Below are 26,463 nucleotides of genomic sequence, written 5' to 3'. Positions count from 1 at the left end.
CCATTCGTATTCTCGTACTCTCGAACAGGAGGTCACGATGGCCCGCCCGGCTATCCGCGCCCGTACGAAGCCAATCGCGAAGCACGCTGTGAAGTCCTCGCCAAACCCGATGAACAAACCCTTGCCCGAAACGACACCGCACACGCGCACCGACCGCGCCGAAGACGCGACCTGCCGCACCGTGCCGAAAACACCGCACGTCGTGGCGGCCGTCGCCTTCGACGGCATCAGCCCGTTCCATCTGTCCGTACCGTGCGTCGTGTTTGCCGAAGACCGCAGCGATGGCGGCGTGCTCGGCTTCGAGTTCCGCGTCTGCTCGATCGACGCGGGCCCGCTGTCGACCACCGCCGGTTTCTCGATCGCCGCGCCGCACGGACTGGACGCGCTCGCCGATGCCGACACCATCATCGTGCCCACCTGGCGCGATCCCGACGAAGCGCCGCCCGCCGCGCTGCTCGACGCCTTGCGCGCGGCACACGCCCGTGGCGCGCAACTGGTCGGCTTGTGTCTCGGCGCATACGTGCTCGCCGCGGCAGGACTGCTCGACGGACGTCCCGCCACCACGCACTGGGCGTGGGCCGCCGATTTCGCGCAGCGCTTTCCCCACGTGAAGGTCGATCCGCAGGTGCTGTATGTCGACGACGGCGACATCCTGACTTCGGCGGGCACGGCGGCGGGACTCGATTGCTGCCTGCACGTCGTGCGCAAGCTGTGCGGTGCGGAGAGCGCGAACTACATCGCGCGGCGCCTGGTCGTGTCGCCGCACCGCCAGGGCGGTCAGGCGCAATTCGTCCAGCAGCCGATACCGCCCGACATGCGCGGCAATCGCCTCTCCGCGCTGCTCGACTGGGTGAACGGTTCGCTCGACGCGCCGCATACGCTCGACTCGCTGGCCGCGCGCGCAGCGATGAGCCGCCGCACTTTCACGCGGCATTTCAAGGCGGCGACGGGGACGACGGTGAGCGCATGGCTGCTGGCGCAACGGCTCGCGCGGGCGCAGCAACTGCTAGAAAGCAGCGACGAATCGATCGAGACGATTGCGGCGATGGCGGGATTCGGTTCGACGGCATCGCTTCGCCAGCATTTCACCGATGCGTTCAGAACGTCACCGTCCGCGTGGCGGCGCGATTTTCGCGGCGTGTGAAGCAGCCGCCTGAAACGGGCACGTTTCCCGGCGGCTAGCCTTGTGTGAAATAGTGAGCGACGTACAGCAGCAGCGCGACGAAGAAAATCATCGCGGCCCACGCCCAGTGCGGCAGCACATGCGGATCGTGCTCGTGATGCAAGCCATGCAGCAGCGAATGCGCGGCGCGGCCCGTCAGCGTGCCGCCGTGCTGCTGTTCGTGCAGCCGCGCGCGGCGCGCGACGCCGGACAAACTGATTGGCCGCAGAAACACATGCTGACGCCTGCCCTGCACGCCCTTCGCACGGTTCGGCCCCGTGCCGTGCTTCGCCTGCACGACGGCGCAGAATTCCGTAAAGAAATCGTCGGCGAGTTCGTGCAGCGCGTTTTCGATCTGCCGCGCAGGCAGTTCGGACAGCGGCCCCGTCGAGGTCGCCCACACCGAATAGTCGATACGCGTGCTCGGCCCGCGTCCGGGCAAGTGGAGATGATCGTCGGTGCGCAGCGACACATCGATCTGTCCACGCAGCGAACCGACGCCCTCGGCGCGCGCCTTGAAGTTCAGCGTGCGATGCGGCTTGGCGCTATGCGCGCCGTCCTCGCTCGCGACGAGTGCGCGGATGTGATAGTGCGCACGCAACGGCCCGAGCGGGACCGTCATGGTCAGCAGATATTCGCCGCCCTGGAAACGGCGCAAGGACTCGCAATTGTCGAGACTCGCGCGCAGCAACGCGAGATCCTGCAGCGCGTCCCAGACCTCGGACGGCGACAGCGGCACTCTCAACGCGTCGTTTAATTCCATGGCAGCCTCCCCGATTGCCGTGCGACTGCGGGATCAGGATGTCTGATCGATGCGGTCGACACGCGATGCGTAAAACGCCAGATACCCCGCGATCTGCTTCACCCGCTCCAGCGGTTTTTCATAAGTCCAGACTGCATTCTCGATCTTCTCGTCTTCCGTGCGCAGATGGAAGTACGTCGCGTCCCCCTTGTGCGGGCATTGCGACGTATGAGTCGAACGTTCGAGCCGCGCCATGTTGACATCGGCGCGGGGAAAATAAAACACGTCGGGACAGTCCGTTTCGCTCAGCGTGAAACCGGCCTGCGTGTCCGCAAACGTCACGCCCTGATGGATCACGCGCACCCGATGCCGGTTGGCCGTGATGGTAATCGTATGGCCGGCGTCTGACGCGCCGCCGTGCGCTGGCACACCAGCGGACACATTGCCGCCATGCCCGGCCCTGCCGCTGTCAGCGTCTTCGGCGCTCGCGCCGGATGAGGCAACGTTCATGTGTGATCCACTCCGCTGCTGGCACGTGCGCGCCGCTCCGATCAGCCACCCGGCTGGACCGCCAGCCCGGCATCCGTGTCGCGCGCCGACCCGTCATGCCCGTGCGGTGCGCGTCCCCCGGGCACCCAGCGCTGGCTTCAGAAACGCGAAAGCCACGGAGCGTGTCCGTGGCTTCATTATTGATCAAACCCGACGCGACTGCGCGACCTTCGTTAAGGCATCGTGTCGGCATCGGGTCTGTACCGATTGTGTAGCGGTTGCCACATCTCAAATGTTGCGCCGGCGCGTCGGTTGCGCGCTTTTCAGTCGTCCATGTGGGATGCGGCGGCGGAACGACACAGCCCTTCCCCCTTCGATTCCGCCGTCTGTGTGCCTGCCGCGATGCGCGGGTTTACTGGGTCTTCCAGTAGAACGCGGCCTTCGCCGTGCCCTTTGCCGGAATGGTGACGGGTTTCGTCTGGTCGTCCTGCTTGTAGGCTGCGTGCACCGTGTAGCGGCCAGGACGCAGTTTGACCAACATATAAGGTCCGCGCGACGTGGTGTCGAGCACGCTGCCGCCGTGCGCATCGACGATCTTCACTTTCACGTCGGCGAGAAAATCGGAACCGGGACCCGTGAAGCGCAGCGACAACGGCCACTGGCTCTGCGCGGCCTGCAGCGCCTTCGATTCGTCGAGGCCGACGCCGCCCGACGTGTAAGACACGTCGCCCTGCTGCTGCACTTGTGGCAGACCGCCGCCATTGGTGTTGCCGGCGCTGGTGTCATCGGACGTGCTGCCGCCCGTGGTTCCGCTGGCCTGCTGCGCGTACGCGCCGCCCGCGAGGCCGAGCGTAAGAACAGTCGCAGCCGCAGCCGAAACGGCGCGGGCGACGATGCGACGATGGATCATTGCGTGGCTCCTTTTTGGGCAATCCCAAACAGTCTGGACGCGTATCCGCACGCAATCTGCATGCCCATGCCGCGAAACGTTGTCCACCAAAAGGAACAGGCCCGAAAATCGGGCCTGTTCCTTTCATTGCGCGCTGCGCCTGATAACGGCGAAGCTGGCAATTTTTCCTACGCACGGCAGCTTTTACCGGCGGATGCTGCCGTGCCGGCCAGCCCCTCCGCCTGTTTCGCCATCAGCCCAGATCGACAGGCACGAAGATCTGCGAGTTATCGCGCTGGATCAGCAGCGCAATGCTATTGCCCGCCGCCGACACGGCCTGCTTCAACTGATCGATGCTCGACACCGACCGGCCGTTGACGGCCAGAATCACGTCGCCCGGCTGGATGCCTGCGCTGGCTGCCGCGCCGCTCGCATCCTGCACCAGCAGACCGTGCGATACCGACGCGCCGCTCTTTTCCTGCGGCGTGAGCGGACGCACGGCGACGCCGAGGCGGCCTTGCATCTGCGCCGGGCCGCTATCGTCGTTGGACGCGGTTTTCACGTCCGACAGCGAACCGATCGTCACCTTCAGGTCTTTCGTCGACTTGTCGCGCCACACTTGGACGTTGGCCTGCGTGCCCGGCGCGATACCCGCGATCTGCGACGGCAGCGACGACGAATCCGCCACGTCGACGCCATTCACCGACAGGATCACGTCACCCGGCTGCAAGCCTGCCTTCGCAGCGGGGCCGCCCGGATCGACGGAACTCACCAGCGCGCCTTGCGGCTTCTTCATGCCGAACGAATCCGCCAGCGTCTGGTTCACGCTCTGCACAGCGACACCGAGTCGCCCACGGCTTACGTGACCCGTCTTGACGAGATCGTCCTTGACCTTCATCGCCTCATTGATCGGGATGGCGAACGAAAGGCCCTGGAAGCCGCCCGTCTGCGAATAGATCATCGAGTTGATGCCGATCACTTCGCCTTGCAGATTGAACAGCGGACCACCCGAGTTACCCGGATTCACGGGCACGTCGGTCTGGATGAACGGCGTGTAGTTCTCGTCCGGCAGCGAGCGCGACTTCGCGCTGATGATGCCCGACGTCACCGTATTGTCGAAACCGTAAGGCGAGCCGATCGCGACGACCCACTGACCGACCTTGCTCGCACGCGGATCGCCGATCTTCACGGTCGGCAGATCCTTCGCGTCGATCTTCAGCACGGCGACGTCCGACTGCTTGTCCGCACCGACCACCTTGGCCTTGTACTCGCGCTTGTCGGTGAGCTTCACCGTCACGACGTTCGCGCCATCGACTACGTGCGCGTTAGTCAGCACATAACCGTCGCTGCTGATGATGAAGCCCGAGCCGAGGCTCGCGCTCGGACGGTCGCCGTCATCGCCGCCGCCATTCGGGCCTTGTCCGCCCGGCATCTGGCCGCCGAAGAAGTGCTTGTAGAACTGGTAGAACGGATCGCTCGGGTCGATGGGCAGCTGACCGGCGTTACCGCCGTTGCCGCCATTGCCGCCGCGATAAGCCGTCTGCTTCACGACGTGCTTCGCGCTGATGTTGACGACAGCAGGCCCATACGTTTCGACCAGGCCCGAGAAATCGGGAATGCCCGTCTTTGCCGCAGCTTCCGCAGGCATCATCGCGGCGGCCGCGGGCGAAATCACTTCGGGCGCGGGCACGTTGCGATGGCCGGCCACATAGCCCGCCGACAATGCGATAACGACTGCCGCTGCAACGGCGCTACGGGTCAGCATTTTTGCGTTCATCGTGTACTCCTGATTGGGAGAGTTGATTCTTCGATGAAGCAAAGAGTACGTGGCGTCGCTTAAATCAATCTTAAACAACGCCTACGCGATGTAAGCCTTCGGGAAGGCTCGCCTGACAGGCGATTCAGAAGCGCACGCTGACCCGCAGACCGCCCGACGCGGAGTCGTCGAGCGTGACTTGCGCGTGGTGCTGGAGCGCGATCCTGCGCACGATCGCAAGACCAAGGCCGCTGCCCGCGACATCGGTGCGCGCGCGATTCGCGCCTGCGCCGACACGGTAGAAACGGTCGAATACGCGGTTGCGTTCGTCGGCGGGAATGCCGGGTCCGCTATCGGCAATCTGCACGACGGGCCGGCCGTTTTCGACGCGCACGCATACATCGACGCGGCCGCCGTCGGGCGTGTACTTGGTTGCGTTGTCGATCAGATTGTTGAGCATCACGCGCAGCGCTTCTGTGTCGCCGGTGACGGTCGCAGGCTCGCTCGCGTCGATGCCGAGATCGACGCCGCGTTTCTGCGCGAGCGGCAGATACGCCGTCACGCATTCATGCACGAGCGCGTCGAGATCGACGCTGCCCGTTGCCGCGTGTCCGTCCGGTTCGGAGCGTGCGAGCGCGAGCAGTTGCTCGGCAAGACGCGTCGCGCGCGTGACGCCCGCCTGCAGGTCGCTGAGCGCCTCGCGGCGTTCGGCATCGTCGTGGGCGCGCGCCACCAGTTGTGACTGGATCTGCACGGCGGCGAGCGGCGTGCGCAGTTCGTGGGCGGCATCGGCGACGAAAGCTTTCTGCGTATCGAGCGCAACCGCGAGCCGTTCGAGCAGGCCGTTCAGCGCCCGCACCAGCGGCTGCACTTCGAGCGGCAGACGCGAATCGGGCAACGGATCGAGCGCTTCGGGGTGACGCGTGTCGAGCGCGCCCGGCACGCGCCGCAACGGCGCAAGCCCGCGCCCGACCACGCCCCACACGGCCACGCCCATCAGCGGCAGCAGCACAATCAGCGGCCATAGCGTGCGCAAGGCGACGTTTGCCGCGAGCCGGTTGCGCACCGACACGGGCTGCGCCAGCTGCACCACGTTATCGCCGACGATCGCGCCATACACGCGCCAGTCGCCGCGCTCGGTGCGCTCCGTCGAAAAGCCCAGTTCGGCGCGCGGCGCGAGCGGCGCGCGCGGATGCGAGTAGTACATCAGCACGCCGTTGCGATTCCAGATTTGCAGCACGATGCCTTCGTCGCCCGTGTCACGCGAACTGAGCACCTGTGAAAACGGCTCGGCGGGCAACGCGGCGGCGATTTCCTGCAACTGGTAATCGAACAGTTCGTTGGCTTCGGCGAGCGCCTGGCGATAAATCAGCCAGCCCGCAATGCCGACGCCGAGCAACACGATAGCGAGCAGCCAGAACAGCAGTTGACGGCGAATCGAACGCATCAGGTCAGGCTTCCTTTGCAATCATGTAGCCGAGACCGCGCACGTTGCGGATCAGTTCCGCGCCGAGCTTCTTGCGCAACGCGTGGATGTAGACCTCGACGGTATTGCTGCCGATTTCCTCGCCCCAGCCGTACATCTTCTCTTCGAGCTGGGTCTTCGACAGCACGGCGCCCGGCCGCGCGAGCAGCGCGGCGAGCAGCGCGAATTCACGCGCCGACAGCGCGACGGGCGCGCCGTCGAGCGTTACCTGATGCGAGGCGGGGTCGAGCGTGAGGTTGCCGTGACGGATCGTCGATTCGCTGCGGCCCGACTGGCGGCGGATCAGCGCGCGCATGCGCGCGCCGAGTTCGTCGAGATCGAAAGGTTTGACGAGATAGTCGTCGGCGCCGGCGTCGAGTCCTTTGACGCGATCGGCGACGGCGTCGCGCGCGGTGACGATCAGCACGGGCAACTGATGGCCGCGAGCGCGCAGGGTGCGCAACACATCGAGGCCGTCGCGCTTCGGCAGGCCGAGATCGAGCAGCACGACGTCGTAGGGTTGGCCGGCAACGGCGTTCAATGCGGATTCGCCGTCCTGCACCCAGTCGACTGCCAGGCCTTCGCCGCGCAGCGCCTTGCGCACGCCTTCGGCGATCATTCTGTCGTCTTCAACGAGGAGTATGCGCATCGCTATGGTCCGTTCCGCTCGTGCCCGTACTTGCGTTCCGGGTATGGGTTTTCGATGCAGCATTCTAGCGCCCGGGGGTTTATTGCTGCGCAAGGGGTGGATCAGGCTCGGGTTCCGGCTGTTCAGCGAAGCCCGGACCTCTACCACGCCGACGCCGGCACGAACGCCAGAAATGCCCACCGCATATCCGCTTCCCACGTTGCGACGCGCGAACGTGACGCGCAAGAAACACCCGCGATCATTTTTTTCGCGACGTCACGGCAACTCTCTACAATGAGCGCTTTTGCACGACGCGACGGGTTTTGCCCGCGTCCCATCGTGCTTGCATTTGCCTTTCCTCGCCGCGATTTCACCGCCGACTCTGCCCGTACATGCCGCTCGCTTTCGTTTCACTCGCCTCGTCGTATGCCTGCTCGCTCGGGCGCCGTTTCAAACCGCTGACCTCGGCCCGAGCAGAACCGGCGGCTGGGCTGAGCGCTAAAGCGCGTGCCGCTGCCGTGCTGTTCGCCTGCGCCGCACTTGCCGTCGCCATGCCTGCCGAAGCGCGCAAAAAAACCCAGCAGCCCGCCGTCAACGTAAGCACGGTGTTGCCGCCTGCCGTGATGGCCGGCTTGCAGCGCGCACATGTGCCGCTGTCGTCGATCAGCGTGGTGGTCGAAAAGGTCGGCGACCGTACGCCCGTGCTCGCACTGAACGCCGGCAAGCCGATGATGCCCGCCTCGACGATGAAGCTCGTCACGACCTACTCCGGTCTGTCGCTGCTCGGCCCCGACTACCGGTGGAAGACCACGGCGTGGGCGCAGGACAATATCGACGGCAACGGCGTGCTGCACGGCAATCTGTACATCCAGGGCACGGGCGATCCGAAGCTCGTACCCGAAGAGCTGATCGATCTCGTCCAGAAGATTCACAAGGCGGGCATCACAGGCATCGATGGCGCACTGGTGCTCGACAAGCGCTTCTTCGATCCGTCCACGCGCGATCTGCCCGCGTTCGACAGCGACGTCAATTCGCCCTATAACGTCGGCCCCGACCCGCTGCTGTATGCGTTCAAGTCGCTGTCGTTCACGATGTCGCCATCCGAGGACGGCAAGGTGCAGATCGACGTGCTGCCCGCACTCGCGCAACTGCAGATCGACAACGAACTGCGCGCGACGCGCGGACCGTGCCGCGGCGAACTCGTGACGCCCGCTGTCACACCAGCGGCGAACGGCGTGGTCAATGCATCGTTTATCGGCGACTATCCGCTTCGCTGCGGCGAGCGCACCGTCAACGTGGCCGTGCTCGATCACACGCAATTCTTCGCGGGCGGCTTCCTCGCGCTGTGGCAGCAGACAGGCGGCACGTTCAACGGCACGACGCGCGAAGGCGCCGTGCCCGTCGACGCGAAACTCGTCGCGACCCATCAAGGCCCGATGCTCGCGGACATCGTTCACGACATCAACAAGTTCAGCAACAACACCATGGCGCGCAATCTGTTCCTGACGATCGGCGCAGCCATGACGAAGCCGCCCGCGACACCCGCGAAGTCGGCTGACGTGATCGAATCGTTCCTGCATCGCAGCGCGATGCCCATGGAATATCTCAGCCTCGACAACGGCTCGGGCCTTTCTCGCGACGAGCACATCACTGCGCTCTCGCTTGCCGATCTCTTGCAGGCCGCGAACGCCAGCCCGGTCGCGCAGGTGTTCGTCGATTCGCTGCCCGTGGTCGGCGTGGACGGCACGATGCGCAACCGGCTGACGTCGAAGCCCGTCAACGGCAACGCACACATCAAGACGGGCACGCTGCGCGACGTGCGCGCGATCGCGGGCTATGTCGCATCGGCCGATGGACAGAGCTATGTGGTCGTCAGCCTGATCAACGATCCGCATGCGGAAGCCGCGCGCGCCGCGCATGACGAACTGCTCGAATGGGTCTACCAGGGACCGTCGGCGATGCTTGCCAGCACGGCCGTTCCTGCCGCCGCAGAAGCATCCGATGAACCGCGCCGCAAAATCAGGAAAAACCCTCAGCGCCGCGGCGCGCACTGAGGATTCCTTCTATCGAAGCGGTGCGCGGCGCGCCGCGAGGCGTTGTACGCTATCGGGCAGTATGAAAAAGGTGCAGACAAACATGCGTGACGGTGCGCGAGACGCGCACCGCATGCACGACAGCGCCGCATTCAAACAATAACGACAATGCCGGCTTCCCTCGAGGAAGCCGCAGGGACCCTCGGAGGGAGACGTCAATGCAATTCGATGCCGAATTGCTCCTGCTCGCCATGGCGCCGGTCTTTCTCGCGTGCATCGGCTGGGAAGCGTGGCACGCGCGGCGCACGCAACCCGAAGCGCGCATGTACAGCTGGCGCGACACGTTGTGCAATACGGCACTCGCGCTGATGCATCAGGGCGCCGACAAGCTCGCGTGGCTGTTCGTCATTCCCGTCTATGCGTATTGCTACGAGCACTACCGGCTGCTCGATTGGCATGCTGGATGGCTTTCGTTCGCCGTGCTGTTCGTCGCGCAGGATCTGCTCTACTACGTTTTTCACCGTTGCAGCCATCGCGTGCGCTGGTTGTGGGCTGCGCATGTCGTGCATCACTCGTCGGAACGGATGAACTTCTCGACGGCATTCCGGCAGAGCCTGATGTACCCCGTCGCGGGCATGTGGGTGTTCTGGATTCCGCTCGCGTTTCTGGGCTTTCCGCCGAAGCAGATTGTCGGCGTGGTGCTGATCAATCTGGGCTTTCAGTTCTTCGTGCATACGCAGTCCATCGGCAAGCTCGGCTGGCTCGAATACGTGCTGAACACGCCGTCGATTCACCGTGTACATCACGCGCGCAACGACCGTTATATCGACCGCAACTATGCCGGCGTGCTGGTGATCTGGGACCGGCTGTTCGGCAGCTATGTCGATGAAGACGCGAACGAGCCGCCCGTGTATGGCATCGTCGAGCCGCTTCATACGTATAACCCGCTGAAGGCGACGTTTCACGAATGGGCGTCGATGGCACAGGACTTCGGTCGGGTGCGTGGCTTGCGCAACCGGCTGAGCGCTCTGTTCGCGCCGCCCGCATGGGCCGCGCAGTATCACGCGAGCTTGCGCGACGCTCAGGCTGCACACGACACCGTCGAAAGCGCGCAACAGAACAACAACGCGGCTGCATAGAAGCGGCCGCAGGCAGGGAAGGCTTTGCAAGCTGTCGCCACGTTGGTGCGGGGGCGCGGTCTGCAACACATGGCTCACGCGACACATCGCACAAGGCCGAGTACATACGAGGAGATAAGGACCTTATGAAGCAAGCATCGAACAATACTGGCGTCGTGCGTTTTGCGCGCATTGCAGTCGCGTGCGCGGCCTTCGCCGCACTCGTCGCGTGCGGGGGCGGCGGCAGCAGCAACAATAACAGCGCCAGCAACACGCCGGCGGGCGGCGTCAACCTGCAGGTGGTGTCGTTCGGGGACAGCCTGTCGGATGCCGGCACGTATTCGCCTGTGATCACATCGAGCTTCGGCGGTGGCCGCTTCACGACGAACCCCGGTGAGGTGTGGACGCAGAAGATCGCCGAATACTACGGCGGCACGCTGACGCCGGCGTTCGTGGGCGGCTTCGGCAAGCCGCTCGCGGCGAACGGTGGCTTTGGCTATGCGCAGGGCGGCTCGGATGTGTCGCGCGTCGACGGCAACGGCTATGCGCCGAATAGCCAGGCGGCAACCACGTGGCCCGTTACGCAGCAGATCCAGCAATACCTGACCGATCACGGCAGCTTCAATTCGAATCAGCTGGTCCTGATCAACGGCGGCGCCAACGACATCATCCAGAACCTGTCGACGATGCTGGCGACGATCTCTGCCGACGTCGCGGCCGATCCGGCACACGCTTCCCAGTACGTGCAGTCGGTCGCACTCACGACGGTCGGCCCGATGGCGCAGACGCTCGCGCAACAGATCGGCACGATCCTCGCAAAGGGTGCGACGCACGTGGTCGTGATGGACGTGCCCGATATCGGCAAGACACCGCTGGCTGCGCAGCTTGTCGCGCAGACGGGTTCGGCGCAGGTGCCTACGATCATTTCGGGCATCGTCGCGACCTATAACGGCGTGCTGCAACAGGCGCTGGCAGCAGGCGGACTGACGAGCAAGGTGATCTACGTCTCGACGTCCGACTGGCTCACGCCGCTGCTCGCTAATCCGTCGGCGCAAGGCTTCAGCAACACGACGGGCACGGCCTGCAACATCACGCAGATGGCCGCGAATGCAACGGCTTACGCGACGGCGAATCCCGCCGTGCTGACGAACGGTTTGACCGCTGCGCAGTACGGCCAGCAATTCGCGTCGTCGCTGTTCTGCTCGCCGAACACGCTGACGGTTGCGGGCGCAGACCAGTCGTATGTGTTCGCCGACACGATCCACCCGACGACGCACGCACACGCTGCGTTCGCAACGTTCGTCGAAGGCAAGATTGCGGCGACGGGTCTGGGCAAGTAATTCGCCTTTCCCTCGCGTCGCCCGATGCGAAAAAGCCCGGCTCTGACGAGCCGGGCTTTTTGTTTTGATGCGTCTGCGTTGCGACTGCGCGCGGTGTGAGGTGCGCGTCAGGCGTCCTGTGCTTCGAACGCCGCCGCCGCGCGGCCTAACCGGTCATTGACGGCGATCCATTCGATCGTATCCGGCAACTTTTCGATCAGGATCCGCGAGACGTTCGCGCGATCCAGCGCGCGCAGCAAACCGTACAGATCGCGCGCATACGCATGCGGATCTTCGGGCGCGGCGACGAAATGGACGCCTTCCGCCTCCGCCCAACGCCCTGCACGCGAGACACGCGCCACCAGCGCAACTCGTTCGCCAGGCGCTCGCGCGGCCAGCAGCGGTTCGAGCACATCGAACGGCTGCAACGCGAGCGGCGTGCGCGGCGCGTAGTGCGCCTTCAGCGTGCCGGAAGCGCGCGGTGCGCTCGCATCCGAACCATCGGGCAGACGCGGCATTTCGCCGAGCACATCGGCGATGTCCTGCGGCGTCACGTGGCCGGGCCTCAGCAGCGCCGGAAACCCACGCGACAGATCGACGATGGTCGATTCGATACCCACATCCGACGATCCGCCGTCGAGCACATGAATCGCGTCGCCGAATTCGTCGCGCACGTGTTGTGCGGTGGTGGGGCTGACGTGACCGAAGCGGTTCGCCGAAGGCGCCGCAACACCGCCATGTCCATTGCGCAACGCGCTGAACGCGGTCAGCAATGCCTGCGCGACGGGATGCGACGGACACCGCAGTCCCACGGAATCCTGACCACCGCTCACGGCTGCAGGGATATGTGCGGCGCGTTTGAGAATCAACGTGAGCGGACCCGGCCAGAACGCATCGATCAGCCGCTGTGCGTCCGACGGCAATTGCTCGACCCAATACTTCGGATCGCCGCCGGGCGCCAGATGCACGATCACGGGATGATTCGCCGGCCTGCCCTTCGCCGCATAAATGCGCGCGACGGCGTCAGGGCTTTCGGCGTCGCCGCCCAGCCCATAGACCGTCTCAGTAGGAAACGCGACGAGTTGCCCTGCGTCGAGCAACGCCGCAGCGCGCGCGATCTCGTCAGCACCGACGCCCGACACCATGTCGGCAGGTTTCGTTTGATCCGGCATACGGGTCGCGCTCAGCTCGTCGGAATATGCAGCAGACGGGCGCAGTCGCGTGCGGCCATGCGGGCCTGCTCGAGCGTCGCGGCCGTGAAGTTGACGTGCCCCATCTTGCGGCCGGCACGCGCATCTTCCTTGCCATACAGATGCAGACGCGCTTCGGGCATCGCCGCGACTTCGTGCCACGGCGGCGTGATAGCGGCCGTTGGCTTGTCGCCCTTCGCGTTCACCGGGAACCACACGTCGCCGAGGATGTTCAGCATCACGGCGGGCGAATGCTGGCGCGTGTCGCCGAGCGGCATGCCCGTCATTGCGCGCACCTGCTGTTCGAACTGGCTCGTCGCGCACGCATCCACGGTGTAGTGGCCGGAGTTGTGCGGGCGCGGCGCCATTTCGTTCGCGACCAGCGAGCCGTCTTCGAGAATGAAGAACTCGACGCACAGCACGCCGACATACCCCAGCTTGTCCGCGATCTGCAGCGCGGCCTGCTGCGCCTGCTCGACGAGCGTCGCGCTCGCGTCGGGCGCGGGCACGATGGTATGCGACAGCACGCCGTTGCGGTGCGTGTTCTGCGCCAGCGGATACACGGCCGAGCAGCCCGTCGCGCCGCGCGCGATCAGCGCCGATACTTCGAACTTGAGCGGCAGGCGCTTCTCCAGCACACATGCAACGCCGCCCAGCGACGCATGCGCCGCGCGCACTTCGGTCGCGTTACCCACTCGCACCTGGCCCTTACCGTCGTAGCCCATGCGCGCCGTCTTCAGGATGCCGGGCAGCACGGCTTCGAGCGCGCTATCGCTGATGGTGGCGAGCGCATCCGACGATTCGATCACGACATGCGGCGCGACCGGTACACCCGACGACGCGATAAACCGCTTCTCTGCAATGCGGTCCTGCGCCACAGCGACGCAACGTCCAGCCGGGCTGACGAAGGTCGTGCGCGCCAGAAAATCGAGGCTCGCAGCCGGCACGTTCTCGAACTCGGTCGACACCGCCGCGCACAACCGCGCGAGTTCGGTGAGGGCCGCTTCGTCGTCGTAGGCAGCGCGCAGATGGCGGTCCGCGACGGCGCCCGCCGGACTGGTTTCGTCCGGATCAAGCACGGCGACGCGATAGCCCATCGCCTGCGCGGCGAAGCAGAACATGCGGCCGAGCTGGCCGCCACCAACCATGCCGAGCCATGCGCCGGGCAAAATCGGTGATACCGGAGTGTTGTCTGGATTCATCTTGGTGGTCGGTCGCGGCCGATGTGGGGATCGGCCGGGTAATACATTGAACTGCGGAGTTGGACTTCTGCGCTTTACAGCGGCGGCAGCGTCATGGCGTGTGCCGCCTGATTCTGGCGCACGCGGAACGCGGCGAGCTTCTCCGCATATTCCGGCGACGTGCCGCTCAACAGCGAGACTGCAAACAGCGCTGCGTTCGCCGCGCCCGCTTCGCCAATCGCAAATGTCGCGACGGGCACGCCCTTGGGCATCTGCACGATCGAATGCAGCGAATCGACACCCTTCAGATACTTGCTGGCGACAGGCACGCCCAGCACGGGCACCGTCGTCTTCGCGGCGAGCATGCCCGGCAGATGCGCCGCACCGCCCGCGCCCGCGATGATCGCGCGGATGCCGCGCTCGCGCGCACTCTCAGCATAGGCGAACATTTCGTCCGGCATGCGGTGAGCGGACACGACCTTCGCTTCGTACGGCACGCCGAATTCCTGCAGGATCGCGACCGCGTTCTTCATCACGTCCCAGTCGGAGCTGGAACCCATCAGCACGCCGACGACGGGCGCGTTATGCGTATGTGCTTGAACTTCACTCATCTTGCTTGTTCCGTATGCGCCGCGCTTAAGCCAGCTTCTGACCCGTCAGGCGCTCCAGCGCTTCCTGATACTTTTCAGCCGTCTTCGTGACGACTTCGTCCGGCAGCTTCGGCGCGGGCGGTTCTTTCTTCCACGGCTGGGTTTCGAGCCAGTCGCGCACGAACTGCTTGTCAAACGACGGCGGGTTGGTGCCGACCTGATACTGATCCGCCGGCCAGAAACGCGACGAATCGGCCGTCAGCGCTTCGTCCATCAGATACAGCTGGCCCTTGTCGTCCAGACCGAACTCGAACTTCGTGTCAGCGATGATGATGCCGCGCGTGGCTGCGTAATCGGCCGCTTCCTTGTACAGACGGATGGAGATGTCGCGGATCGTCGCCGACAGTTCGGTGCCGATGCGGCGTTCCATCTCATCAAACGTGATGTTTTCGTCGTGATGACCCATCTCGGCCTTGGCTGCCGGCGTGAAGATCGGCTCGGGCAGCTTCTGCGCGTTCTGCAGGCCTTCGGGCAGTTGCACACCGCACACGGCGCCCGTTGCCTGATAGTCCTTCCAGCCGCTACCGGCCAGATAGCCGCGCACCACGGCTTCGACGAGAATCGGTTCGAGGCGCTTGACCACGACCGCGCGGCCCTTCACCTGCTCGACTTCGTCAGGCGCGACAACCGTTTCCGGCGCGACGCCCGTCAGATGGTTCGGCACGACGTGCTTGAGCTTGTCGAACCAGAAATTCGCCATCTGGTTCAGCACGCGCCCTTTACTCGGAATCGGCTCGCCCATGATGACGTCGAACGCGGACAAGCGGTCCGTCGTGACGATCAGCAGCTGGTCGTTGCCCACCGCGTAGTTGTCGCGGACCTTGCCGCGGCCGAGCAGCGGCAGCGAGCGGAGCGTGGATTCGTAGAGGGTAGACATCGTCGTGATTCACAAAAATGGGGCAAAAAAACTGCCCGGAAGAAAAGGGAAACGCCGTTCCCCCGATATTGCGGGAACGGCGATCTGACGACAACCTGGCCGGATAGCCAGGTGCGTACTACGCGAACAGCGTGCAAACGGGCGCCGGATGGCACCCGGCGCCGCTTAGCGAACGACTTGTGCGAGCTCGCCCGACTTGTACTTCTCAGCGATCTTGTCCAGCGAGACCGGCTTGATCTTCGACGCCTGGCCTTCGCAGCCGAACGCCAGGTAACGGTCCACGCAGACCTTCTTCGCGGCTTCGCGAGCCGGCTTCAGGTAGTCGCGCGGATCGAACTTCGACGGATTTTGCGCCATGTAGCGGCGGATCGCGCCCGTGATGGCCAGACGCAGATCGGTGTCGATGTTGATCTTGCGCACGCCGAACTTGATGCCCGTCTGGATTTCCTCGACGGGCACGCCGTACGTTTCCTTCATGTCGCCGCCGAACTCGCGGATCTCGGCCAGCAGTTCCTGCGGCACCGACGACGAACCGTGCATCACCAGGTGCGTGTTCGGAATGCGTTCGTGGATCTCGCGAATGCGTTGAATCGACAGGATATCGCCCGTCGGCTTCTTCGAAAACTTGTACGCGCCGTGCGACGTGCCGATGGCGATCGCCAGTGCGTCGCATTGCGTCAGCTTGACGAAGTCTGCTGCCTGCTCGACGTCGGTCAGCAGTTGCTCGCGCGTCATCGTACCTTCCGCGCCGTGGCCGTCTTCCTTGTCGCCCATCAGCGTTTCGAGCGAACCGAGCACGCCCAGTTCCGCTTCAACCGTCACGCCGATCGAGTGCGCTGCTTCCACGACCTTGCGCGACACATCGACGTTGTATTCGTACGACGCCACCGTCTTGCCGTCGGCTTCGAGCGAACCGTCCATCATCACGCTCGTGAAACCGCTGCGGATCGCGGCCATACAGACTGCCGGCGACTGGCCGTGATCCTGGTGCATCACCACGGGGATGTGCGGATACGACTCGACTGCCGCTTCGATCAGATGGCGCAGGAACGGCTCGCCCGCGTACTTACGCGCGCCTGCCGACGCCTGCATGATCACCGGGGCATTGACCTGATCGGCCGCTGCCATGATGGCCTGCACCTGCTCCAGATTGTTTACGTTGAATGCCGGAAGGCCATAACCGTGTTCAGCGGCATGGTCCAGCAGTTGACGCATTGATACGAGAGGCATTGATTACTCCATAGATTGAAACGAAATCTGTGCCGACGGCATCTATTTGTGCACTTTTGTGCAATTTTACCGTGAAGCAGACCGTGTCCCGAGCGCACTCTCCCAAACTCGGTGCGCCGCCTCTCTTGGCGGGACACGGCACTCTGCTTCACGCGTGCCGTTGCGGTTCGCCGTTTCCGGCTTGCTATGACACGCTGCTTCAGCGGGTCATGGCTGGCTCATCTTGTTGCTGCGCCCAGACTCAGACCGGCTCTCCAACACGCACGATCTTCAGCGTGTTCGTGCCGCCTGCCTGGCCCATCGGCTCGCCGACCGTCAGCACGACCATGTCGCCGCGCGCCGCGTAACCCTTGCCGACCACCACTTCGAGCGCCTGCGCCAGCGCGACATCGCGGTCACTGCTGGTGTCGAGATGCAGCGACGTGACGTTGCGGTAGATCGCCATCGCGCGCTCGCTGCCTGTACGCGGCGTGAGCGCGAAGATGGGCACGTGCGTCCAGTGACGCGACATCCACAGCGCCGTCGAGCCCGATTCCGTCAGCGCGACGATCGCCTTGGCGCCCAGATGGTAAGCGGTGAACAGCGCGCCCATCGCGATCGACTGGTCGATGCGCGTGAACGTGCGGTCGAGGAAATCGCGGTCCAGTTCGACGTGCTCGGACTTTTCGGCTTCGATACAGATGGCAGCCATCGTTTCGATGGTCTGCACCGGGTACTTGCCCGCTGCCGATTCCGCCGACAACATCACGGCATCCGTGCCGTCCAGCACCGCGTTCGCGACGTCCGACACTTCCGCGCGCGTCGGCACGGGCGCGTGGATCATCGATTCCATCATCTGCGTGGCCGTGATGACGAACTTGTTCGCATCGCGCGCCATCTTGATCATGCGCTTTTGCAGCGCGGGCACCGCCGCATTGCCGACTTCGACGGCGAGGTCGCCGCGCGCGACCATGATGCCGTCCGATGCGTCGAGAATGCCTTGCAGCGCCGGAATCGCTTCAGCGCGCTCGATCTTCGCGATCATCTTCGGCTTGATGCCGAACGGCGCGCCCGCGATATTCGCGAGCTGGCGCGCCATTTCCATGTCCGTCGCGTTCTTCGGGAACGACACGGCCACGTAATCCGCGCCCAGCGACATCGCCGTGCGGATATCTTCCATGTCCTTCGCGGTCAGCGCCGGCGCCGTCAGACCGCCGCCCTGGCGGTTGATGCCCTTGTTGTTCGACAGGTCGCCACCGATCTTCACAACGGTGTGAATCTCGCTGCCGATCACGCGCGCGACGTTCAGCACGATCAGGCCGTCGTTGAGCAGCAGCGTGTCGCCCGGTTTCAGGTCGCGCGGCAGATCCTTGTAGTCGAGACCGACGCGGTCGTCGTTGCCGAGTTCGCATTCGGCGTCGAGGATAAAGGTGTTGCCGGGAACGAGCGTGGTCTTGCCGTTTTCAAATTTACCGACACGAATCTTCGGGCCTTGCAGGTCGGCCATGATGCCAACCTCGCGGCCTGCCTGCCGGGCCGCTTCACGCACGAACTCCGCGCGCTGACGATGATCGTCGGCGGTGCCGTGCGAGAAGTTGAGACGCACCACGTCGGCGCCTGCCTGAATCATCTGCAGCAGGATTTCCTGCGTGCTGGAGGCGGGTCCGATGGTTGCGACAATCTTGGTGGCGCGATGCATGAGTCTCCTCGTCTGGATGAGATCGCTGGGATGAACGTTGGGAGTCGGATGCGGAGGCTGCGCAACGACAGATGCTACATGGGGTGGTGCGCCGTTCGTTCCCTTCGAACCCTGAAGGCCCGGCGTCGAATCGTGGGGGACTGCTGCGATATCTGCCGCCCGCGGCGCTTCTTGCGCCGTGAGTCCAGATGCATCGGCTTCGGTGTTTGAGGCGAGAGACACCGTCGCGGTTGAACCTTCTGCCGTATCAGCCGCGTCTTGTTGCGCGACATCGAGTACAGCCAGTTCGGTATTCATGTCGTCGGTAACGGCTGCGGTCTGTGCCACTGGCGCGTTAGCGGAAATTTGCGAGGCCGCCTGTGCTGCGGCCTCGGGTTGCAGCGCTTGCGCGGAGCGCGCTGCGCGCTCCCCTGTCGCTGCCGTGCGCGACGCGTTGCGCGTCTTCTGAGGCTTGTTCGGGGAGCGCGTCGCCATTATCAGGCCCGCGATTCCAGCACTGCGACTGCCGGGAGCTTCTTCCCTTCGAGGAACTCGAGGAATGCCCCGCCGCCCGTCGAGATATAGCTCACCTTGTCGTGGATGCCGTACTTGGCGATGGCCGCAAGCGTGTCGCCGCCGCCTGCAATCGAGTACGCCGACGACTTGGCGATCGCTTCAGCGAGCGTCTTCGTGCCGTTTCCGAACTGGTCGAATTCGAACACGCCGACCGGGCCGTTCCAGACCACCGTGCCGGCCTTTTCCAGCTGGCCGGCCAGGGCCTTGGCCGTATCCGGGCCGATATCGAGGATCATGTCGTCGTCTTCGACGTCCGCGACTTTCTTGACGGTGGCTTCTGCCGTCGGCGAGAACGCCTTGGCCGTCACGACATCCGACGGAATCGGCACCGATGCACCGCGCGCCTTCGCCGATTCGATGATCGCCTTCGCTTCTTCGACGAGATCCGCTTCGGCCAGCGACTTGCCGATCTTCAGGCCCGCAGCCAGCATGAACGTATTCGCAATGCCGCCACCGACGATCAGCTGATCGACCTTGTCGGCCAGCGACTTGAGAATGGTCAGCTTGGTCGACACCTTCGAACCCGCGACGATCGCCACCAGCGGGCGCTTCGGTGCGCCGAGCGCCTTGCCGAGCGCTTCCAGTTCAGCCGCGAGCAGCGGGCCCGCGCACGCGACCGGCGCGTACTTCGCGATGCCGTGCGTGGTGGCTTCCGCGCGGTGCGCGGTGCCGAACGCGTCGTTCACGTAGACGTCGCAGAGCTTCGCCATTTTCTGCGCGAGCTCGTCGGAATCCTTCTTTTCGCCCTTGTTCACGCGGCAGTTTTCGAGCAGCACGACCTGGCCCGGCGCGACGTTCACGCCGTTTTCAACCCAGTTCTGCACCAGCGGCACATCGCGGCCGAGCAGTTCGGCCAGACGCTTCGCGACGGGCGCGAGCGAGTCTTCGGGCTTGAAGTCGCCTTCCGTCGGGCGACCCAGGTGCGACGTGACCATGACGGCCGCGCCCGCGTCCAGCGCGGACTTGATGGCGGGCACGGAGGCACGGATGCGGGTGTCTTCGGTGATGTTGCCGGCGTCGTCCTGCGGCACGTTCAGGTCGGCGCGGATGAACACGCGTTTGCCGGATAGCTTGCCTTCGGCGATCAGATCGGAGAGACGCAATACCTGTTTCATGATTGATATGCGGTTGATTGGAAGGCGGTGCGGACGCTGCGCGAACGGCCTCTCACGAACGGTGCCGGCGGCTTCGCGCAAATTCCGGGAGACGACTATTTTAACCGATCGTCACCCCGATCTAAGCCTGTCCGAGCGAATCCCAGTATTTGCCGGTCACAGCGGGCGTTGCGCGATATTGCAGCGCAACATACGCACGCGCGTTCGCCTGCACCCTGACAAGACCCTCAGAAAATCAGCCTCAGCGCGGTGAACACCAGCATCCCGACGACGATCGTGCCGAGCATCGTGCGCCGCCACAGAAACCACGCGACGCCCGCAAGCGTGCCGTACAGCTCGTGATTCGACAGCGCGACCGACACACCGCTGTCCGTCATCAGCACGTCCGGCACGACGACAGCCGCGAGCGCCGCAGCGGGCGCATAGCGCAGCATCCGTTGCGCGCGCTCCGGCAGCACCGAGCGCTCACCCCCGATCAGAAACAGTGCGCGTGTCAGCGCTGTGACAAACGTCATGCCGATGATCGCAAGCCAGATCTGCAGCGTAGTCATCGCGGGTTCTCCGTGCGGTTGCGGATGCGTCGCAGGTCGGCCCGCTCGACCATCGCGTCGGCGGCGGTGCCGGCGACAATGGCCGTGATGACGGCGAGCGGCAGCGCCAGCCGGTACGGCAGATCGAACGCAATAAGAGAAACGACGCCCGCGACGCTGACAGCCGCCAAGGTGGAGCGCGACGAAATCGCCGACACCATTACCGGGATCAGCGCGAGCGTGCCGGCAAGCGACAAGCCCCAGTTATCGGGAAACAGGCTGGCGAGCAGGATGCCGATGATCGACGAGACCTGCCACGACAGCCAGCTGGAGACAGCCATGCCCCAGAAATACGCTTCCTTGCCGGGCACGTAGCCGGGCTGGAAGCCTTTCTTCTGGAACAGCAGATAGATGACGTCGCCGTTGAAATAGCCGACCAGCAGGCGCCGGTGCAACGGCAGATAGGAAAAGTGCGGTGCGAGCCCGACGCTGAAGATCACGAAGCGCGTGTTGACCATCGCGGCCGTGAGCAGAATGGTCCAGACGGGCAGCTTGGCGAGCATCAGCGGCAGCACGGCCAGTTGCGACGAACCGGCGTAGACCAGCAGCGACATCGCGAGCGATTGCGGCACGGTCATCACCGATTTGCTCATCGCGATGCCCGTCACGAGGCCCCAGGAGAAGATCGCCATCAGGGTTGGCGAGTACGCGCGCGCGCCATCACGAAAGGCGCGGCGGTCGAGATCGGACAAGCGAGCGAGCATGAGGCGAATGCAGCGCGGCGCGACGGACGCCACGATGGCAGGAGGTCAGCGCCAGATCGTGAAGCAGCCGCTGGCGCATCCGGTTAGTTTTCAGCGACCGCCGGATTATAGCGTCCGGGGTGCCCGCGAATGCCCGTCGATTGTGCAAATGACGCTAAAATAACGCTTTTCGCCGCGTGGCCCGCGCGCATCTGTCGTGGTCGCGCCACGCTCCGAATACCCGAACACGGCGCCAAGTCCGAACGTCGCAACGCGATGTCACGGCGAGACGTCAGAATCGAAACCCGCGAACCCGCACTGCCTGGAGAAATCGTATGTCAATGGCCGACCGCGACGGCAAGATCTGGATGGATGGCAAGCTCATCGATTGGCGTGACGCCAGGATCCACGTCCTCACCCATACGCTGCACTACGGCATGGGCGTCTTCGAAGGCGTGCGCGCCTACAAGACGGCTGACGGCGGCACGTCGATTTTCCGTCTTCAGGAACACACCAAGCGCCTCTTGAACTCGGCCAAGATCTTCCAGATGGATGTTCCGTTCGACCACGAAACGCTCGCCGCCGCGCAGCGCGAAGTCGTGCGCGAGAACAAGCTGGAGTCGTGCTACCTGCGCCCGATCATCTGGGTCGGTTCGGAAAAGCTGGGCGTGTCGGCCAAGGGCAACACCATCCATGTGGCTATCGCTGCATGGCCGTGGGGCGCGTATCTCGGCGAAGACGGCATCAAGAAGGGTATCCGCGTGAAGACGTCGTCGTTCACGCGCCATCACGTGAACGTGTCGATGGTCCGCGCCAAGGCGTCGGGCTGGTACGTGAACTCGATCCTCGCGAACCAGGAAGCCACCGCCGACGGTTACGACGAAGCGCTGCTGCTCGACGTCGACGGCTACGTGTCGGAAGGCTCGGGCGAAAACTTCTTCCTCGTGAACAACGGCAAGCTGTACACGCCTGACCTGTCGTCGTGCCTTGACGGCATCACGCGCGATACGGTGATCACGCTGGCGAAGGACGCGGGCATCGAAGTGATCGAAAAGCGCATCACGCGCGACGAAGTCTATACGTGCGACGAAGCGTTCTTCACCGGCACGGCCGCTGAAGTCACGCCCATCCGCGAACTCGACAACCGCACCATCGGCTCGGGCACGCGCGGCCCGATCACGGAGAAGCTGCAATCGGGCTTCTTCGACATCGTCAACGGCAAGAGCGCGAAGTACGCGCACTGGCTGACCAAGGTCTGAATCTGAACGGGCGCGTCGCTGGCAATCAGCCGGACGCGCCCGCTTTCTGTACACAACGAGAAAGTCCCTATGAGCGAAATCAAGGAAATGCCGCTGGTCGAGCTGTCGGCGAAAGACCTGCCGGCGTATTGCCCGAACCCGTCGATGCCGCGCTGGAGCAACCATCCGCGCGTCTTTATCGACGTGACGCACGGCGAAGCGCGCTGCCCGTACTGCAGCACGCGCTACAAGCTGCGCGACGGCGAAGTGGTCAAGGGTCACTGAGCCACCGCATCGCTTTGTCTGCCGTACGGGCTGCGGTGCCGCGTGTCGCCCAGACGGGCGAACGGGAAGCTGAACTTCCCGCCGCGCGTGCCGATATAGCCTGAGCTGCAGCCCCTGTTCCTGACAACCCGGCACCGCGCGCCTCGAGCGCGCGGCGTCTTATTTTCGACATCGGAAACTCACCCTGATGCGTCGCGCGTTGGTTATCGCACCGAACTGGATCGGTGACGCATTGATGGCGCAGCCTCTGTTTGCGCGCCTCGTGAAATTGCATCCGCGCATCGCGATCGATGCCGTCGCGCCCAGTTGGGTCGCGCCCGTGCTCGAACGCATGCCTGAAATCCGCGATGTCTACGCCACTGACCTCGCGCACGGCAAGCTGCAGATGCTGCGCCGCTGGCAATTGTCGAGCGACCTGCGCGACGTCGGTTACGACGCCGCGTACGTGCTGCCCAATTCGCTGAAGTCGGCGCTGATTCCGTGGATGGCGGGTATTCCGCTGCGCATCGGCTATACGGGCGAGAGCCGCTACGGTCTGTTGAACGTACGGCACGCGAATCCGCGCAAGGACGAGCGTCCGCCGATGGTCGGCCATTACGCCGCGCTCGCCTACGCGCCCGGCGCCAAGCTGCCCGACGATCTTCCCGTGCCCCGGCTCGATGCCGACCTGAACGAGGCGTCACGCGTATCGGCACGCTTCAATCTGGACACGCGCGTGCCGCTGCTGGTGTTCTGCCCCGGCGCCGAGTACGGCCCGGCCAAGCGCTGGCCGCCCGAGCACTTCGCGGCGCTCGCGCAAATGGTCGGCCAGTCGTTCCCGTACACGAAGATCATCGCGCTCGGCTCGCCGAAAGACGCGCCCATCGCCCAGGCCATCGCCGACCGCGCGCCGAACGTGCGCAACCTGTGCGGCCAGACGGCGTTGGGCGAAGCCTGCGCGCTGATCTCGCGGGCCAGCGCCGTGGTCACCAACGATTCCGGCCTGATGCACGTCGCAGCCGCGCTGCGCCGGCCGCTGGTCGCCGTGTACGGATCGACCGATCCGCGCCACACACCGCCCTTGTCGGACCTCGCAAAGGTACAATGGCTGCAACTCGAGTGCAGTCCGTGCTTTCAGCGCGAATGTCCGCTGGGCCATCTGAACTGCCTGCGGCAACTGAGCGCCGAACAGGTATTCGACGATCTGCGCGGTATGTTGCTCGCGCAACGCTGACCGCTGCGGACGGCTCGCGCCATCGGTTGAGCTTCATGCGGGGCGCTGTCCCGCGCCCATCTGCTGCGTCACGCTCGCGTCTTGCGGCGCGGGCATGCTGGCGGATGGCCTGCTGCATAACACTGACCCGCAACCGCGCGCCCGTGCGCGCAAGAGACTGACGAGCCATGCCACGTTTTGCCCACATCTTCGAAGCCGCTGCGGACACGTTGAACGCTTATTACCAGGCGGTCGCGGAGGTCAATATCGACAGTTTGATGGGCCTGTGGATCGACGAGGAATTCGTCAGCTGTATCTGCGCAGATGGCTCGCATCTACATGGTCTCGACGCGATCCGCGCCGGTTTGAGCATCCAGCTCGAAGCTCAGCCCGTTTCGATCGAGCCGCTCGACATCCGCGTTTACGACAGTCTCGGCACCGTTGTCTACGCCATTGCCGAAGCACACCGCCCTGCCGACCCGGCTGCCATTCCGTCGATGGTCTTCACGACCTACGTGATGGTCCACGAACGCGGCGAATGGAAGATCGCACATATCCACGCGAGTGCGATGCCGAACGAAACGGCCTCGCAGTTTGCTGCCAAAATGAGACATGGTCAGGGTGCGCTCCACTGAAGCGCCTCGCGAGACCAGCTTGACGGAAGCCACGGCGCAAAGAATGGCTCGGGGCTTCGACTGAATACCGGTGTTGGCATGAGCACGACCCACGACAATAAAGCTTCTTCCAGACCGGCCCTCGATGCGGCGGCGGCTGCGGTCGGGGGTGCAGTTGAAGCTGCTGTGGGCGCGTCGGTCGAAGCGCCCGTCGACGTTATCTACCGCGCTCCCCTCTGGCTGCCCAATAGCCACATTCAAACGATCGTCCCTGCGCTGTTCGGCCGCCGTCCCGCCGTGGCTTATCGGCGCGAGCGCTGGAACACGCCGGACGGCGATTTCATCGATCTCGACTGGCTCGTGCGCGATCCGCTCACGGCCTCCGGCGCCGATTCAAACGCACCGCTCTTCGTGCTGTTTCACGGACTCGAAGGCAGCTCGGACTCTCACTACGCGCGCACGTTGATGGCAGCCGCACAGATGCGCGGCTGGCACGGCGTCGTACCGCATTTCCGTAGCTGCAGTGGTCCGATGAACCTGCTGCCGCGCTTTTATCATCTCGCCGACAGCAATGAAGTCGACTGGGTGCTGCGGCGTCTGCGTGAGCGGCATGACGGGCCGATCGTGGCAGCGGGTGTGTCGCTGGGCGGCAACGTGCTGCTGCGCTGGCTCGGCGAGCGCCGCGAGGACGCTTCGATCATCTCGGCAGCGGCCGCCATTTCCGCGCCGCTCGACGTGCACGCGGGCGGACGCGCGCTGTCCCAGGGTTTTGGGATGATCTACACGCGCAGCTTCCTGAAGACGCTCAAGCTAAAGGCGCAGCAAAAGCTCGCGCAGTATCCCGGCCTGTTCGATATGAACGATGTGCTCGCCAGCCGCACGATGCATGAATTCGACAATGTCGTCACCGCGCCGCTGCACGGCTTCCGTAACGCCGACGACTACTGGACACGCGCCACCACGCGCCCGCTGCTGCCCGAGATCGCCGTGCCGACGCTCGTGCTCAACGCGCGTAACGACCCGTTCCTGCCGGGCGCGGTGCTGCCGTCGCGCAGCGAGGTATCATCGATGGTGGAACTCGATCAACCGGAGCATGGCGGACACGTCGGCTTCATGACGGGCCCCTTCCCCGGCCGGATCGACTGGCTTTCGCGCCGGGTCTTCGGCTACCTCGACCCGTTCACGCAACATGGATGACATCGTCAAGCAGGCGCTCGCCAAATGGCCGAACGTACCGCATTGCACCGGCTGGCTGATGCTGGACCGGCGCGGCAACTGGCGCATGCGCGACGAAGCAGCACAGGCAGCAGGCGCGCCCGGAGAACCGATCCGGCATACCGCGCTGCTCGGCTTCATCAACCGCAACTACGAAGCCGATGGCGAAGGCCAATGGTTTTTTCAGAACGGGCCGCAGCGCGTGTACGTCGAACTGGGCTACACGCCGTTTGTGGTGCGGCTGGGTGTGGATGACGCGTCGGGCAAGCTGACGCTGACCGATCAGGGCGGCGAACCGTTCGATCCTGCCGCCGTCTGGCTCGACGACGAAGGCGGCATTCTCTTCAGCAACCGCTCAACGCCCGCGCGCGTTGCGGTGCTGCACGATCATGATCTCGATCTGTTCTCCGAACATGCGGATCTCGCCAGCGACGGCCAAAGTGGTCAGTTCCGCTGGCGCGACGGCGTCACTCTGAAGCTCGAACCGGTTAGCAAAGCCGAAGTTCAGAAGCGCTTCGGATTCGTCGCAAGTCCCGCCGAGCGCGTCGCCGCTTCCTCTTAAGCCAGAG

At 64.5% G+C, this 26,463-nt stretch carries 25 protein-coding genes; 10 read left to right on the top strand and 15 right to left on the bottom strand.

Going from position 1 to position 26,463, the window contains the following annotated elements; all coding sequences use genetic code 11:
- Positions 1-109: 109 nt before the first annotated feature.
- Complete coding sequence (locus DK391_RS15220; protein ID WP_239482833.1) at positions 110-1,144, top strand: helix-turn-helix domain-containing protein; 1,035 nt, start codon at positions 110-112, stop codon at positions 1,142-1,144.
- 34 nt (positions 1,145-1,178) lie between these two features.
- Here the strand turns inward: DK391_RS15220 and DK391_RS15215 are convergent, their stop codons facing one another.
- The 6 genes from DK391_RS15215 to DK391_RS15190 form a co-directional block, all read right to left on the bottom strand.
- Entirely contained in the window at positions 1,179-1,925 is a 747-nt protein-coding gene (locus tag DK391_RS15215) for an SRPBCC domain-containing protein (RefSeq protein WP_109478796.1), read from the bottom strand.
- A 33-nt stretch (positions 1,926-1,958) separates the two neighbouring features.
- The gene (locus DK391_RS15210) at positions 1,959-2,414 is read right to left on the bottom strand and encodes a DUF427 domain-containing protein (RefSeq protein WP_109478795.1); all 456 of its coding nucleotides are present in this window, start codon (positions 2,412-2,414) and stop codon (positions 1,959-1,961) included.
- 391 nt (positions 2,415-2,805) lie between these two features.
- A complete protein-coding gene (locus DK391_RS15205; protein WP_109478794.1) occupies positions 2,806-3,303 on the bottom strand; it encodes a hypothetical protein in 498 nt (165 codons plus the stop codon).
- Positions 3,304-3,535: 232 nt separating this feature from the next.
- Entirely contained in the window at positions 3,536-5,059 is a 1,524-nt protein-coding gene (locus DK391_RS15200; RefSeq protein WP_109478793.1) for a DegQ family serine endoprotease, read from the bottom strand.
- Between the two features lie 124 nt (positions 5,060-5,183).
- Complete coding sequence (locus DK391_RS15195) at positions 5,184-6,485, bottom strand: ATP-binding protein (protein WP_109478792.1); 1,302 nt, start codon at positions 6,483-6,485, stop codon at positions 5,184-5,186.
- Positions 6,486-6,489: 4 nt separating this feature from the next.
- Positions 6,490-7,152, bottom strand: coding sequence for a response regulator (locus DK391_RS15190; RefSeq protein WP_109478791.1), 663 nt, complete (start codon positions 7,150-7,152; stop codon positions 6,490-6,492).
- A gap of 371 nt (positions 7,153-7,523) precedes the next feature.
- Between DK391_RS15190 and dacB the strand changes: the two genes are divergently transcribed.
- The 3 genes from dacB to DK391_RS15175 all read left to right on the top strand — a co-directional run bounded on the left by dacB (position 7,524) and on the right by DK391_RS15175 (position 11,622).
- Positions 7,524-9,185, top strand: coding sequence for a D-alanyl-D-alanine carboxypeptidase/D-alanyl-D-alanine-endopeptidase (dacB, locus tag DK391_RS15185; RefSeq protein WP_109478790.1), 1,662 nt, complete (start codon positions 7,524-7,526; stop codon positions 9,183-9,185).
- A 197-nt stretch (positions 9,186-9,382) separates the two neighbouring features.
- A complete protein-coding gene (locus DK391_RS15180) occupies positions 9,383-10,303 on the top strand; it encodes a sterol desaturase family protein (protein ID WP_109478789.1) in 921 nt (306 codons plus the stop codon).
- A 125-nt stretch (positions 10,304-10,428) separates the two neighbouring features.
- Positions 10,429-11,622 carry an SGNH/GDSL hydrolase family protein gene (locus DK391_RS15175; RefSeq protein ID WP_109478788.1) on the top strand — a complete coding sequence of 398 codons (1,194 nt, stop codon included), beginning with the start codon at positions 10,429-10,431 and terminating at the stop codon, positions 11,620-11,622.
- Positions 11,623-11,729: 107 nt separating this feature from the next.
- Here DK391_RS15175 and DK391_RS15170 read toward each other — a convergent pair whose 3' ends face one another.
- The 9 genes from DK391_RS15170 to DK391_RS15130 all read right to left on the bottom strand — a co-directional run bounded on the left by DK391_RS15170 (position 11,730) and on the right by DK391_RS15130 (position 21,371).
- A complete protein-coding gene (locus tag DK391_RS15170) occupies positions 11,730-12,773 on the bottom strand; it encodes an L-threonylcarbamoyladenylate synthase (RefSeq protein WP_109478787.1) in 1,044 nt (347 codons plus the stop codon).
- Positions 12,774-12,784: 11 nt separating this feature from the next.
- Complete coding sequence (locus DK391_RS15165; RefSeq protein ID WP_109478786.1) at positions 12,785-13,993, bottom strand: 5-(carboxyamino)imidazole ribonucleotide synthase; 1,209 nt, start codon at positions 13,991-13,993, stop codon at positions 12,785-12,787.
- A gap of 74 nt (positions 13,994-14,067) precedes the next feature.
- Positions 14,068-14,583, bottom strand: coding sequence for a 5-(carboxyamino)imidazole ribonucleotide mutase (purE, locus tag DK391_RS15160; protein WP_109478785.1), 516 nt, complete (start codon positions 14,581-14,583; stop codon positions 14,068-14,070).
- A gap of 25 nt (positions 14,584-14,608) precedes the next feature.
- Positions 14,609-15,499 (bottom strand): phosphoribosylaminoimidazolesuccinocarboxamide synthase, encoded by an 891-nt coding sequence (locus DK391_RS15155; RefSeq protein WP_109478784.1) that lies wholly within the window; start codon positions 15,497-15,499, stop codon positions 14,609-14,611.
- A gap of 165 nt (positions 15,500-15,664) precedes the next feature.
- Positions 15,665-16,729 (bottom strand): class II fructose-bisphosphate aldolase, encoded by a 1,065-nt coding sequence (fba, locus tag DK391_RS15150; protein ID WP_109478783.1) that lies wholly within the window; start codon positions 16,727-16,729, stop codon positions 15,665-15,667.
- Positions 16,730-16,970: 241 nt separating this feature from the next.
- Positions 16,971-18,407: a pyruvate kinase gene (pyk, locus tag DK391_RS15145; protein ID WP_109478831.1), complete on the bottom strand. Its 1,437-nt coding sequence runs from the start codon at positions 18,405-18,407 to the stop codon at positions 16,971-16,973.
- A 476-nt stretch (positions 18,408-18,883) separates the two neighbouring features.
- Complete coding sequence (locus DK391_RS15140) at positions 18,884-20,077, bottom strand: phosphoglycerate kinase (RefSeq protein WP_109478782.1); 1,194 nt, start codon at positions 20,075-20,077, stop codon at positions 18,884-18,886.
- Positions 20,078-20,304: 227 nt separating this feature from the next.
- On the bottom strand, positions 20,305-20,628 hold the full coding sequence (locus DK391_RS15135; RefSeq protein WP_109478781.1) for an AzlD domain-containing protein: 324 nt from the start codon (positions 20,626-20,628) through the stop codon (positions 20,305-20,307).
- Positions 20,625-21,371, bottom strand: coding sequence for an AzlC family ABC transporter permease (locus tag DK391_RS15130; protein ID WP_109478780.1), 747 nt, complete (start codon positions 21,369-21,371; stop codon positions 20,625-20,627). Before DK391_RS15130 ends, DK391_RS15135 begins: the two co-directional genes overlap by 4 nt.
- 314 nt (positions 21,372-21,685) lie before the next feature.
- Here DK391_RS15130 and DK391_RS15125 point away from each other — a divergent pair, with 314 nt between their 5' ends.
- The 6 genes from DK391_RS15125 to DK391_RS15100 all read left to right on the top strand — a co-directional run bounded on the left by DK391_RS15125 (position 21,686) and on the right by DK391_RS15100 (position 26,456).
- Positions 21,686-22,609 carry a branched-chain amino acid transaminase gene (locus tag DK391_RS15125; RefSeq protein ID WP_109478779.1) on the top strand — a complete coding sequence of 308 codons (924 nt, stop codon included), beginning with the start codon at positions 21,686-21,688 and terminating at the stop codon, positions 22,607-22,609.
- 69 nt (positions 22,610-22,678) lie between these two features.
- Entirely contained in the window at positions 22,679-22,873 is a 195-nt protein-coding gene (locus DK391_RS15120) for a zinc-finger domain-containing protein (RefSeq protein ID WP_087738781.1), read from the top strand.
- Between the two features lie 187 nt (positions 22,874-23,060).
- Positions 23,061-24,086 (top strand): lipopolysaccharide heptosyltransferase II, encoded by a 1,026-nt coding sequence (gene waaF / locus DK391_RS15115; protein WP_109478778.1) that lies wholly within the window; start codon positions 23,061-23,063, stop codon positions 24,084-24,086.
- 167 nt (positions 24,087-24,253) lie between these two features.
- The gene (locus tag DK391_RS15110; protein WP_109478777.1) at positions 24,254-24,700 is read left to right on the top strand and encodes a nuclear transport factor 2 family protein; all 447 of its coding nucleotides are present in this window, start codon (positions 24,254-24,256) and stop codon (positions 24,698-24,700) included.
- 165 nt (positions 24,701-24,865) lie between these two features.
- On the top strand, positions 24,866-25,876 hold the full coding sequence (locus tag DK391_RS15105; protein WP_109478776.1) for a hydrolase: 1,011 nt from the start codon (positions 24,866-24,868) through the stop codon (positions 25,874-25,876).
- On the top strand, positions 25,869-26,456 hold the full coding sequence (locus DK391_RS15100) for a DUF2946 family protein (protein ID WP_109478775.1): 588 nt from the start codon (positions 25,869-25,871) through the stop codon (positions 26,454-26,456). The genes DK391_RS15105 and DK391_RS15100 overlap by 8 nt, the downstream gene beginning before the upstream one ends.
- The last annotated feature ends 7 nt before the right edge of the window (positions 26,457-26,463 follow it).

This window comes from Paraburkholderia sp. C35, assembly GCF_003121405.1.
Classification (GTDB): domain Bacteria; phylum Pseudomonadota; class Gammaproteobacteria; order Burkholderiales; family Burkholderiaceae; genus Paraburkholderia.
The sequence above is the reverse complement of the archived record's forward strand: the minus strand, read 5'-3'. Positions and strand labels throughout refer to the sequence as shown.